The organism is Thioalkalivibrio paradoxus ARh 1 (genome assembly GCF_000227685.2).
Lineage (GTDB): Bacteria > Pseudomonadota > Gammaproteobacteria > Ectothiorhodospirales > Ectothiorhodospiraceae > Thioalkalivibrio > Thioalkalivibrio paradoxus.
Window position 1 is genome coordinate 1,907,834 of sequence record NZ_CP007029.1, and the last position, 12,357, is coordinate 1,920,190.

At 66.7% G+C, this 12,357-nt stretch carries 11 protein-coding genes and 1 tRNA gene; 9 read left to right on the forward strand and 3 right to left on the reverse strand.

Translation table 11 applies throughout. The annotated features are described in order from the left end of the window. Positions 1-67 precede the first annotated feature (67 nt). From THITH_RS08740 to mnmD, 4 genes are all read left to right on the forward strand, one after another. Positions 68-1,018: an ABC transporter ATP-binding protein gene (locus THITH_RS08740; RefSeq protein ID WP_006747446.1), complete on the forward strand. Its 951-nt coding sequence runs from the start codon at positions 68-70 to the stop codon at positions 1,016-1,018. Continuing rightward, on the forward strand, positions 1,015-1,797 hold the full coding sequence (locus THITH_RS08745) for an ABC transporter permease (RefSeq protein ID WP_006747445.1): 783 nt from the start codon (positions 1,015-1,017) through the stop codon (positions 1,795-1,797). The genes THITH_RS08740 and THITH_RS08745 overlap by 4 nt, the downstream gene beginning before the upstream one ends. 79 nt (positions 1,798-1,876) lie before the next feature. After that, entirely contained in the window at positions 1,877-3,406 is a 1,530-nt protein-coding gene (locus THITH_RS08750) for a peptidoglycan DD-metalloendopeptidase family protein (RefSeq protein ID WP_006747444.1), read from the forward strand. Between the two features lie 34 nt (positions 3,407-3,440). Next, positions 3,441-5,285 (forward strand): tRNA (5-methylaminomethyl-2-thiouridine)(34)-methyltransferase MnmD, encoded by a 1,845-nt coding sequence (mnmD, locus tag THITH_RS08755; RefSeq protein WP_006747443.1) that lies wholly within the window; start codon positions 3,441-3,443, stop codon positions 5,283-5,285. 363 nt (positions 5,286-5,648) lie between these two features. Here mnmD and THITH_RS08760 read toward each other — a convergent pair whose 3' ends face one another. Then, complete coding sequence (locus THITH_RS08760; RefSeq protein WP_006747442.1) at positions 5,649-7,832, reverse strand: YgiQ family radical SAM protein; 2,184 nt, start codon at positions 7,830-7,832, stop codon at positions 5,649-5,651. A gap of 88 nt (positions 7,833-7,920) precedes the next feature. On the opposite strand from THITH_RS08760, the gene THITH_RS19230 reads away from it, so the two are divergent. Then, positions 7,921-8,118, forward strand: coding sequence for a hypothetical protein (locus THITH_RS19230; RefSeq protein WP_006747441.1), 198 nt, complete (start codon positions 7,921-7,923; stop codon positions 8,116-8,118). Here THITH_RS19230 and THITH_RS08765 read toward each other — a convergent pair. Further along, complete coding sequence (locus THITH_RS08765) at positions 8,115-9,695, reverse strand: glutamate synthase-related protein (protein WP_006747440.1); 1,581 nt, start codon at positions 9,693-9,695, stop codon at positions 8,115-8,117. The genes THITH_RS19230 and THITH_RS08765 overlap by 4 nt on opposite strands. A 102-nt stretch (positions 9,696-9,797) precedes the next feature. Here THITH_RS08765 and pdxH point away from each other — a divergent pair, with 102 nt between their 5' ends. Together pdxH and THITH_RS08775 are read left to right on the forward strand one after the other, a co-directional pair. Then, complete coding sequence (gene pdxH, locus THITH_RS08770) at positions 9,798-10,442, forward strand: pyridoxamine 5'-phosphate oxidase (protein WP_006747439.1); 645 nt, start codon at positions 9,798-9,800, stop codon at positions 10,440-10,442. Between the two features lie 100 nt (positions 10,443-10,542). Beyond that, a tRNA-Ser gene (locus tag THITH_RS08775) sits at positions 10,543-10,632 on the forward strand. 216 nt (positions 10,633-10,848) lie between these two features. Here THITH_RS08775 and THITH_RS08780 read toward each other — a convergent pair. Continuing rightward, positions 10,849-11,202, reverse strand: a complete 354-nt coding sequence (locus THITH_RS08780; protein WP_006747438.1) for a nucleotidyltransferase family protein — start codon at positions 11,200-11,202, stop codon at positions 10,849-10,851. 125 nt (positions 11,203-11,327) lie between these two features. On the opposite strand from THITH_RS08780, the gene THITH_RS08785 reads away from it, so the two are divergent. Both THITH_RS08785 and THITH_RS08790 read left to right on the forward strand, forming a co-directional pair. Further along, positions 11,328-11,807: a YbhB/YbcL family Raf kinase inhibitor-like protein gene (locus THITH_RS08785; RefSeq protein WP_006747437.1), complete on the forward strand. Its 480-nt coding sequence runs from the start codon at positions 11,328-11,330 to the stop codon at positions 11,805-11,807. A gap of 150 nt (positions 11,808-11,957) precedes the next feature. Beyond that, positions 11,958-12,353: a DoxX family protein gene (locus THITH_RS08790; RefSeq protein WP_006747436.1), complete on the forward strand. Its 396-nt coding sequence runs from the start codon at positions 11,958-11,960 to the stop codon at positions 12,351-12,353. The last annotated feature ends 4 nt before the right edge of the window (positions 12,354-12,357 follow it).

The following is a 12,357-nucleotide window of genomic DNA, read 5'->3' on the forward strand; positions in this document are numbered from 1 at the left end:
CGCGTCATGATACTGTCACGTCCGATTGCCGGGGCGCCACCACAACGAGCGACGAGGGCGAACACCAATGACCGCAGCACTGGAGATCCGGGGCCTGCACAAGACCTATCGCAACGGCTTCGAGGCCCTGAAAGGCATCGACCTGACCGTTGCGCCCGGGAGCTTCTTCGCGCTGCTGGGGCCGAACGGCGCGGGCAAATCCACGACGATCGGCATCATCACGTCGCTGATCAACAAGACGGCCGGTGCGGTCCGGGTCTTCGGTCACGACCTCGACCGCGAATTGCAGGAGGTCAAGCGCAGCATCGGCGTGGTGCCACAGGAGTTCAATTTCAACACCTTCGAGCCAGTGGGCGAGATCGTGGTGAACCAGGCCGGGTACTACGGGATCGCCCGCGGCGAGGCCTGGCGGCGGGCGCAGCACTACCTGGGCGAACTCGGCCTCTGGGACAAGCGCCGCGACATGGCGCGGACGTTATCCGGGGGAATGAAGCGGCGGCTGATGATCGCGCGCGCGCTGGTACACGAACCCCGGCTGCTGATCCTGGACGAGCCGACGGCGGGTGTCGACATCGAACTGCGGCGTTCGATGTGGGAGTTTCTGCAGGACGTGAACCGTGACGGGCGCAGCATCATCCTGACGACCCATTACCTGGAAGAGGCGGAACGCCTGTGCCGCAGCATCGCGATCATCGACCATGGACGCATCGTCGAGAACACGACCATGAAGGCGCTGCTTGCACAACTGGATACCGAGACCGTGATTCTCGATCTGCAAGCCCCCGCCGAGCGTCTGCCCAAGCATTCGGGGATTGTGCTGCGCGCGATCGACGCCTTGACGCTGGAGGCCGACATCCATCGCGGAGAAAGCCTGAATAATCTATTCCAATTGCTTGACCAAGAAGGAATCCAGGTGCAAAGCATGCGCAACAAGTCCAACCGCCTCGAGGAATTGTTCATTCGCATGACGCAGGCTGGAAACGGCCAGCTCCGGGACCTCGGCGGGAGTACTCGATGAAGCCGCTGCACCTGCACGAACAGTGGACCGCGCTGCGCACGATCGCGATCAAGGAGGTGCTGCGCTTCAGCCGCATCTGGGTGCAAACCGTGTTGCCCCCGATGATCACCACCGCACTCTATTTCGTGATCTTCGGCGGGCTGATCGGTACCCGTATCGGAGAGATGGACGGCTACCGGTACATGGATTTCATCGTGCCGGGACTGATCATGCTGGCGGTAATCACGAACAGCTATGCCAACGTCGTGTCCTCCTTCTTCAGCTCCAAGTTCCAGCGCCACATCGAAGAACTTCTGGTCTCGCCGGTACCCAACAGCCTGATCATCCTCGGATTCATCGGCGGCGGCGTCGCGCGCGGTCTGACCGTGGGGGTCGGGGTGACCGCGGTGTCGCTGTTCTTCAGCCCGCCAAGCGTGCACAACCTGGCCGTCGCGCTCTCGATCGTCGTGCTGACCTCGATCCTGTTCTCGCTGGCGGGCCTGATCAACGGCGTGTTCGCGCGCACCTTCGACGACATCTCGATCGTGCCCACCTTCGTGCTGACCCCACTGACCTACCTCGGCGGGGTGTTCTACTCGGTTTCGCTGCTGCCCGGTTTCTGGCAGGACGTGTCGCTGCTCAACCCGATCCTGTACATGGTGAACGCGTTCCGCTACGGCCTTCTGGGCACGAGCGACCTATCGCTGACGCTCTCCTACGCGATCATCATCGGCTTCATCGTTGCGCTCTACCTGTTCGCACTGGCCATGCTGAACCGCGGGGTCGGCATCCGGACCTGACCCCCGCCGACCGGGGGCGCGTTTTCAATTGCGCACGAATGATGCTATAAATCCGCATCGTTGACCGCGGCAGGCATACATGCCCTCGACCAAAGCGATCATTTCATGGGTTATTTTCGGCGGTCTGGGTATCACGGCCATCACGGCCTCCAGCTTCCTGCCGGAAGATCAACTGGGCATCACCGGGACACCGGGTGCCGCATCCCCGGGATTCGCGCGCTCGGCCGACCCCGCCTATGCGCGTGCTCGGGACTCTGCATCGGCACGGGGCGGCGCTGACGCCAGCAGCGGGGACCTTGCTGAGGCGCTCAAGCACGCGGCCGGCGTCCGCCTTGGCATCGGCGAACTTCTCGACGATGCACATGCCTGGGAGCCGCTCGACTGGTCCGATCACGCGGCCGCGTTCGAAGCCTGGAGCGTGGAGCAGCCGGGTGCCGCGACCTCCTACGAACCGGTCGAGCTGGATCTGGATCCCCCTCCTGCGCAGCGCACACAGTGGTTCCGGCACACGCTGCGCGCGGGCGAGAGCCTCGGCGCGCTCTGGAACAGCGCCTGGGATCTGCAGCTCACGACGCTTTACGGCATGCTGGCCGATTCCGACAGCGCCCGCATCCTGAATCTGGTGCATCCCGGCCAGGAGGTCGAGTGGCGGGTCGACGACAACGGCGAACTGCTGCATCTGCGCCTGTGGACCGACGAGGCCCTCGGGCATGAATGGGTCCGCGACGACGATGGCAGCTTCGCGCGGGGCGAGGTGCGCAACATTCGGGAAATCACGCATCTCGTGCTCAGCGCGGAGGTCCGTGGCAATATCGAGGCCTCGCTGGCCGCACGCAACGAGCTATCGCCGGATGCCGCCGAGGCACTCGGCGTGCTGCTCGATCGGCACCTGCCCGTGCGCAAGCAGGCCCGGACCGGGGACCGCTTCACGCTGCTGCTAGAGCAGGAAATGCTCGTGGGCGACGACACGCCATACGAAATCCGCCTGCTGGCGTTCGAGTATCGCGGCAAGGAGGTCGATATCAGCGCCGCCCGCTACACCGACGGGCGCTTCTACACCCTCGACGGCGAAAGCCTGCTGCCCCCCTTCGACCGCAAGCCCTTTGCCGGGAAGCACCCGGTGAGTTCGGGTTTCAACCTGCGGCGCCGCCATCCAGTAACCGGACGAACCGCGCCGCATCCCGGAACCGATTTCGCGATGCCGATCGGCACTCCGATCCTCGCGCCGGCGGACGGCACGGTCACGCGCGTCGACTTCCATCCGTACGCCGGGCGCTATGTCGAGATCGAACACGGCCAGGGCTACAGTACCCGCTACCTGCATCTGCAGCGCGCGCTGGTGGCCAAGGGCGACGAGGTCCGGCGTGGCGAACGCATTGCACTCTCGGGCAACTCGGGCCGCACCACCGGGCCTCATCTGCATTACGAATTGCACGTCGACGGTCGCCCGGTGGATGTGCTTCGAGCCGAACTGCCAAGCAACGAGACGCTGGCCGACCACGAACTCGAACAGTTCCAGCGCATGGCCGCGCCGATGATCGCCGAACTGCGGGACGCGGCACCCATGCGACAGATCGCGATGCGGCCCTTCGCCGAGCTCGGCCCGTAGCTCCGGCCATCGGGCCGGTACCGGCGCTTGCGTCGTGTCCCCACCGCCTTCCCTGCTCGACCCGCTCGCCCCAGCCCGTATCGGCTGGGAGAACGGCCAGCCGCGCGCGCTGACCTACGACGACGTGTACTTTAGCGAACGGAATCCCTGTGGCGAGGTGCGTGCGGTCTTCATCGAGGCCAACGGCCTGCCCGGTCGCTTTCGCAGAACCCGGCGGTTCGCGATCGGCGAGACCGGCTTCGGTACCGGTCTGAATTTCTTCCTGACCCTGCAGACCTGGCGTGAACATGCGTTGCCCGACGGCTTCCTGAGCTACCTGAGCACCGAGGCGCACCCGCTCCTGCTCGCGGATCTCCTGCGCGCATTGCGCGCCCAGGGCATCCCCGAAGCGGACATCGAACCGCTCTCCCGGCAATATCCACCGCCACTGTCGGGCGTCTACCGGATCCGCTTCCCCAACGACCGTGTGGTGCTCACCCTCGTCCAGGGCGACGCAGCCCCGTCGCTGGCGCAGATCCAGGGACACGTCGACGCCTGGTTCCTCGACGGATTCGCCCCTGCGCGCAACCCTGCCCTGTGGAACGTCGCGGTCTTCCGGCAGGTTGCACGGCTTTCCCATCGCGGCACCACCTTCGGCACCTTCACCGCGGCCGGACAGGTGCGGCGCGATCTCGCCGAAGTGGGCTTCGCGGTACAGAAGGCCCCGGGATTCGCCGGCAAGCGGGAGCGCTGTTTCGGCGCGTTCCAGCCGAACTCGGCACCGGCGGCAGCGCCTCCGCGCCGCGTCGCGGTGGTCGGTGCCGGCATCGCCGGTCTGAGTGCCGCCCGGGCCCTGCGGCAACGCGGCATCGAAGTCACCGTGTTCGACCCGATGGGGCCAGGAGGGCGTGCCTCGGGCAACCCGGCCGCACTGCTCACGCCACACCTGAGCGCGGCGGAACCGGAGCGCAATGCCATCGCGCTGGCGGGGGTTCGTGCCACGCATGCGTTGCTGGACGACCTGGGGGGCGACGCCGTTCCCGGGCTGATCCTGGCGCGCGGCGTCGAACACCATGGCGTGACCCGGCACGCGGCGCGCCGTCTCGGCAGACTGGTGGCGCTCGACCCGGCGACCCTGGGGCATCTCTACCGCATCCGATCGCAGGCGCCGGAGCGGCCGGTCGTGGACTACCCCGGTGGCCTCGCGCTCGATCTCGGTTTGCTGTGCCGCCATCTGGCAGCGGATCTCGACCTGCGCCCGTTGCCGGTGGGTGCGGTCGAATGCCGACCCGGGGACGTGCAGCTGCACGTTGGGCACGAAACACGCCGCTTCGACGCCGCGATCATCGCGACCGGCGCGGTGCGCGGCATCTGCTGCCCGGGGCAGCCCGTGCCGGCCGTGGTCGGCGGCCAGATGACTCGCATCGCGACGCGGCTGGCGGGCGTCCGCGAGTCGGCTCTCAGCGGGCAAGGCTACTGCCTTCCGGCAGACGAGGGACAACACTGGCTCGGCGCGACCTACCGGCATGGAGGTGAGATCGCCGGCGTGCGCGACGAAGACAACCGGGAGAATCTGGCTCGACTGGCCTGGGTGGATGCCGCGCTTTCAGACCCCGAGCGCGTGCCCGTCAGCGGCGCCTGGTTCGGCGCCCGCGCGGTATTCCCGGATCGGCTGCCAGCGGTCGGCATATTGTCGAACACCGGCGGCGAACATGCGCCGGTCGCGATCAACGTCGGCTACGGTTCGCGCGGGCTGCTGTATGCACCGCTGTGCGGCACCCTCCTGGCGGACCGGATCTGCGGGCTTCCGGAACCCCTGCCTGCATTCCTGAGCCGCCTGTTCGCGCCCGACCGATTCGCCGAAAAGCCGGCGGCTCCGCCGGCACGGAACCAAAGCTAGTGCATCACGGCGCCCGACCCCAGGATCCAATACCGCAACGGCGAACCTGATTATCACGAAACCTCCTCAGCCAGTGCGATACCTCTCCGCGTCGGTCGTCATTGCGAGCGAAGCGCGGCACTAATGCGCATAGCGCATTGAACAGCCGCAGGCTGGCCCGAAGGGCGAGCGCAGCGAGTAATCCAGGCGGCGCGGGGGGACCATCGCCCTCTGGATCGCCACGTCGCTTCGCTCCTCGCGATGACGCTGGTTTCGAAGATGGCCCAGTCCAGCTTGCGGAGCTTCCGTGATAATCAGGACGGCGAATGACGGTTTGGGCCCTCTTCCGGCCAGCGCCGTCACCCAAAGGGCAAGCCGTGTGATTCAGCCCGGACGCTTCGGTCCTGACCGCCGTGCCTTGCGCCCGCCTGGACCGGCCGCTTTCAACCCGGTGTGCTGGGTCCGAATGCGTCCCGCCGGGCGGGTACCCGTCGGGCCGCCCCGCCCCGTGCCCGCGGGCTGATACCGCGGCACCAGATGCCGCTTGCCATTGCCGATCAGGTCGGCGCGCCCCATCCGCTGCAGCGCGTCGCGCAATAGCGGCCAGTTTTCCGGATCGTGGTAGCGCAGGAACGCCTTGTGCAGGCGCCGCGCCCGCAGGCCTCGTGCAGCATGCACGCGTTCGCCCCCGTTGCGGCGGATGCCGCGCAGTGGGTTGCGCCCGGTGTGCCACATCGCAGTGGCGAGCGCCATCGGACCGGGTAGAAAAGCCTGAACCTGGTCGGCTCGAAAACCGTTGCGCTTCAGCCATAGCGCGAGTTGCAGCATGTCCTCGTCGGTCGTCCCCGGATGCGCGGCGATGAAGTACGGGATCAGGTACTGCTCCTTGCCCGCTTCCTTCGAGAAACGATCGAACATCGCCTTGAACCGGTCATAGGTACCCATCCCGGGCTTCATCATTTTCGATAACGGCCCGGTTTCCGTATGTTCTGGCGCAATCTTCAGGTAACCCCCCACATGATGCGTGACCAGTTCGCGCACGTATTCGGGGGATTCGACCGCCAGGTCGTAGCGCAGACCGGAGGCGATCAGCACCTTGCGCACCCCCGGCAACGCCCGCGCCTTGCGGTACAGGCCGATCAGCGCCGAGTGATCCGTGTTCAGGTTCTTGCAGATGCCCGGGTATACGCAGGACAGGCGCCGGCAATTGCGCTCGATTTCCGGATCCTTGCAGGCCATGCGGTACATGTTGGCGGTAGGCCCGCCGAGGTCCGAGACCACGCCGGTAAACCCCTCCACCTTGTCGCGGATCTCCTCGACCTCGCGCAGGATCGATTCCTCGGATCGGCTCTGGATGATCCGGCCTTCATGCTCGGTAATCGAGCAGAAGGTGCAGCCGCCGAAGCAGCCGCGCATGATGTTGACCGAGAAACGGATCATCTCCCAGGCGGGGATGCGCGCGCCGCCGTAGGAGGGGTGCGGAGCCCGCGCGTAGGGGAGATCGAACAGCGCGTCCATCTCGGGCGTGGTCAACGGGATCGGCGGCGGATTCAGCCAGACATCCTTGTCCCCGTGGCGCTGCACCAACGCGCGGGCGTTGCCCGGGTTCGTTTCCAGGTGCAGCACCCGCGAGGCATGCGCATACAACACCGGGTCGGCACGCACGTGTTCGAACGCCGGCAACCGGATCACGGTGCGTTCGCGCGCGTGCCCGCGCGGGATCTCGCGCTGCAGTTGCACCACCCGGGCGCCCGCCGCGACGTCCTGCGCGCATTCCCCGGCGCGGGCCACGGCATAGGGATCCGGGTGCGCGTCGACCGGCCCGGGAGCATCGACATCGGTGGAATCCAGCACCACCCAGTCGGCCGGTGCGCCGTCGCAGATCCAGGCGGTGCCGCGCACGTCCCGGATCTCCCGGGGGTGTTCGCCTGCCGCGACCCGATGCGCGACTTCGACCAGCGCGCGTTCGGCGTTGCCGAACAGCAGCAGGTCGGCGCGGGAATCCAGCAGCACGGAGCGGCGCACCTTGTCCGACCAGTAGTCGTAGTGCGCGATCCGGCGCAGGCTGGCCTCGATCCCGCCGATCACCATCGGCACCTCGGGCCAGGCCTCGCGCACCCGCTGCGCGTAGACGATGACCGCGCGATCGGGACGGCGCCCGCCCTCGTCGTTCGGCGTGTAGGCGTCGTTGCGGCGGATCCTCCGATCGGCCGTGTAGCGATTCACCATGGAATCCATGTTTCCGGCGGTGATGCCGAAGAACAGGTTCGGCCGGCCGAGCGTCCGGAAAGGATCGGCCGAGCGCCAGTCCGGCTGGCTGATAATCCCGACCCGAAATCCCTGCGCCTCCAGCAGCCGCCCGATGATCGCCATCCCGAAGCTCGGGTGGTCCACGTAGGCATCGCCGGTGACCAAAATCACGTCGCAGCGATCCCAGCCCAGCGCATCCATCTCCTCGCGGGTCATCGGCAGAAATGGCGCAACACCGAAACGCTGGGCCCAGTACTTGCGATAGGAAAACAGGGGCTTGGGGGTATCCACTGACAGGGCCTCGAAGGTTTCGACCATTACACGCCGGACCCCGGGGTTTTTCAAAAGACCCCGCGGACCTCTACCCCGCAACGCGCGACGTCCGCGACCCCGGCCCGGAGCTAGCGTGAAAGTCACGGCCTGTCTCGTGTCCCTGGCGACCCGTAGGGCGGAAAAGCGCAGCGTCATCCGCCACATGGCGTTCGGATCGCCCCGCGCGGCCTGCGGCAACCCCGGCGTGGGAATGGCGGATGACGGCCTTCGGCCTTTTCCGCCCTACGCCTCTTTCATCATCGGGGGTCGCCACATAGGCCATGGAGGTTAGCCCGGATCGCGGTTGTGTACGCCGGCAAACGGCAGGTTCGCAAGCTGCACCAGATCCCGGTCGAAGGTGATCAGGTCATCGCGACTCAGATCCGCCAGCCGGGCCCGGCCGATTGCGCGCGCCAGCGCCGTCATCAAGTCCAGCGACCCGGTCAGGAAGCGTTCCAGCCGCTCCGCACCCTGTTCGGGGTCCAGCCGCTGCCTCAGATCCGGATCCTGGGTCGCAACACCGCTGGGACAGCGGTTGGTATGACAGATGCGCGCACCCACGCAGCCGACCGCCTGGATCGCGCTGTTCCCAAGCGCAATCCCGTCCGCACCCAGCGCCAGCGCCTTCACGAAGTCCGCCGGGGTACGCAGGCCGCCGGTCACGATCAGCGTCACCCGGCCGCTGCTTCCTCGCAGATCGAGGTAGTGCCGCGCCCTTGCGAGTGCCGGGATCGTCGGCACGCTGATATGGTCGCGCAGCAACGCCGGAGACGCGCCGGTGCCGCCGCCACGACCGTCGAGGATCACGTAATCCGCCCCGGCCTCCAACGCAAAACCGAGATCCTGCTCGATGTGGTTCGCGGAGAGCTTGAAACCGATCGGGATCCCGCCGGTGCGCTCGCGCACCTCGTCGGCAAAACGGCGGAAGTCTTCCGGCGATTCCAGGCCCGCGATCGCCGGCGGCGAGATCGCATCCTGTCCAGGCTCGATTCCCCGGACCCGCGCGATCCCCTCGGTGACCTTGGCGCCCGGAAGGACTCCGCCCACCCCGGTCTTCGCCGCCTGCCCGCCCTTGAAATGGAACGCCTGCACCCGGTCCAGGATCTCGTCGTGGTACCCGAATCGTGCCGGCCCCAGTTCGAACAGGTAGCGGGAATTTTCCGCCTGTTCCTCGGGCAGCATCCCGCCTTCTCCGGAACAGATTCCGGTCCCCGCGCGCTCCGCGCCGCGGGCCAACGCCACCTTCGCCTCGCGCGACAGCGCACCGAAACTCATGTCGGTGATCAGCAACGGCGTTTCCAGACGCAACGGTCGCCGCGCCTCCGGTCCGATCACCAACCCCGTGTCCACCGGCACGTCGCCGGCCAGCGGACGGCGCGCAAGCTGCGCAGTCAGAATCTGGATATCGTCCCAGGACGGCAGCCGCGCCCGGGGCACACCCATCGCCACAGTGGGGCCGAAATGCCCAACCTCGTCCAGTCCGCCCCGCGCCAGCGCATGGACGAATTCCAGATGGGGCTCGGTCTCCGTATTCCGCGGCTCGGGGGGCGCCGCTGCCGCCCCGTCCCCTTCAGCCGCCCCTTCGGTCACGGCCGATTCGGGCTCGAATACCTGCCCGACCGCGCTGTCCGGCACCTGCCCGTGGCTGCCATCGCAGTACGGAAAATCCTTCGACTGCTTGCACTGACACAACCAGGCCTCGCCGTCCTCGCGCGCCTTGAATGCCAGCGGTTCGATCCCGGTGCCCTCGTGCGAGCCGTCGCAGAACGGCTGTTCGCGGGAGCGCCCGCACCTGCAGAAGTAATACTCCCTGCCCTGCTCCAGTTGGACCGCCTTGGGTTCGTTTGCCGCCACGATCGGCTTTGCCATCGATGCCTCCTCGCCTGTCGATTGGATTCCCGGAATATCCGTCCTGCAACCGGCAAAAGTGGAGTAATCTCACCGTCAGCGCAAACTCAGGAGACCCCGCCGATGGCCCGGACCGATCACCGCGATACCCGGCGCGACTACCGCAAGGGCACGCTCGACCGCCGCGATCTCGCGGCCGACCCGGTCGCACAACTCGCGGCCTGGATCGCCGATGCGCAGGGCGTCGACCACCCGGACCCGACCGCGATGGTCCTCGCCACCGTCGGAGCCGACGGCCAGCCTTCGGTCCGCGCGGTGCTGCTGAAGCATTTGGACGACACGGGACTCAGCTGGTACACCGATTCTCGCAGCCTGAAAGGCCAGCAGCTTGCCGCCAACCCGCGCGCCTCGGTGCTGTTCTTCTGGCCGGAGCTCGAACGCCAGGTGCGCGTGAACGGGCGGGTCACAACGCTGCCACCGGAATTCGCAGAGGAATACTTCGCCAGCCGTCCGGAGGGCAGCCGCTACGCCGCGGCCACCTCCCACCAGAGCCAACCGATCGACAGTCGCGAAGAACTCGAGCGCCGCCTGGCCGAAATCCGCGCGCGCCACCCAGACGGCGACGTGCCCCGCCCCCCCAGCTGGATCGGCTACCGCCTGGAACCCGACCTGTTCGAGTTCTGGCAGGGCCGCGAAAACCGGCTCCACGACCGTTTCCAGTACACCCGCGGCGCCGACGGCTGGACGATCACCCGGCTGATGCCCTGAAGCCGATCACGAACGATCGTGTACCTTGGGCGCGGCGCTTCTGCTATCATCCGGCTCCTGTCGTGGCGCGACCCAGCGCGCAGCGCCAGCATCGACCCATGGAGAGGTGCCGGAGTGGTCGAACGGGGCGGTCTCGAAAACCGTTGTACGCGCGAGCGTACCGTGGGTTCGAATCCCACCCTCTCCGCCAATAATTTCTTGAACACAGGCACTTAATTGTGCCTTTTTCATGTACCCATCCAAGAACCCCGCCACCTGAAAGCGGTAGGCACGAAGCTACCCCTTATCCCCGGGCGGGACGCGAAGGCTTGGTGCCGTTCCCTACCCTGCGACCACTATCAGGACGCACGAATACCCCGACACTGGCCCGAAGCCCGATCGCAGTCGATCAGGTGAGGGCTGAGGATCAGACATACCTGGCTTCACGCAGGATGCGCTCGCGGAGGGATGCGTTCATCGTCGGGCGCAGCCGAACGATGTCGACCGGGCACCCGAGCCACTCCTCCAGTTCCTGGCGCAGGTGGGCCGTGCGGAACAGGTTCGGGTCGTCGGTCTCGAACACCACATCGACGTCACTCTCGGCCCCGGCCTCGTCGCGCGCCACGGACCCGAAAACGCCCAGCCGGCTGACCCGAAACTCCGCTCCCCGCGCCTGCTTGAAACGCCGCAACTGTTCGAGGACGGCAGCGCGAACTAGGCTTCGCGACGGTGCCTCGGTTGGGGTCGACAATGCTCTCGGATCGGGATCAGTCTTCATCATGCGTATCCTCCGGACGCACCCATGCTACTGCAACCTCCAATCTGCGGGGCCCGTTCGGTGGCTGCACCAATGCCACAGCGATTGACTAGACTCAAGAGCATTGTGCAACGGTCGAGGAGGCGGGAATGGGTTTTGCGTTATCCGACATGCAGCTTGCGAGTGCCGCGTTCCGGGACGGCGGGGCGATTCCGAAACGCCATACCGGCGAAGGCGAGGATCTCTCGCCGGAGCTGTCCTGGACGCGCGTGCCCGACGGCACCCGCGCCCTTGCGGTCGTCTGCCACGATCCCGACGCCCCGCTGGTGACGTCCCAGGGCACCTATGGCTTCGTGCACTGGGTGCTGTACAACATCCCGGCGTCCGTGGCCGGGCTAGCGGAAGGCACACGCGAACACACAGCCGGCCGCAACGATTTCGGGAACACGGGCTACGGCGGGCCGATGCCGCCTCCGGGACACGGCAGCCATCGCTATTATTTCTGGGTGCTGGCGCTGAACGACGCCGCCGAGCTTCCGTCGGGCCTGAGCCTCTGGGAGTTGCTTGCGCGTATCGAGCCCAGGGTGATCGGCATGAACCGCCTGGTCGGCACCTACGCTCGTGGCTGAGCGCCGCGGATCGGTGGCGACGCTGCTTGAGAAACGCCGCGCAACTCGTTCCATTCAGCCGACCTGCCGGCTGGCGGCAGCCGCCGCTTCCCGGCACACTGGCACCCCGGGCTTGTCCTTACCGTACAGACCAACAGGGAGACCTTCTGAATGAATTCCCCCATTCTAGACGATGCCGGCAAACTGATCCTACGCCTCGGATTCGGCGTGCTGTTCCTGATGCATGGCATTCACAAGGTGATGCATGGCATCGACGGCATCGAAATGATGGTCGTGGAAGCCGGCCTGCCGGCGGAGCTCGCCTACGGGGTGTTCGTGGGCGAGGTGCTGGCGCCCATCCTGATCATCATCGGCTGGCATGCGCGCATCGGAGCGGTCCTGACCGGGATCACGATGGCCTTCGCGTTCCATCTCGCGCATTCGCACGAACTCTTCGATCTCACCGCACAGGGCGGCTGGCAGCTCGAGCTGCAGGGGATGTTCCTGCTGGCGAGCATCGCGATCGCGCTGAGCGGACCGGGACGTTTCAGCATCAACGGTCGCTGACGCG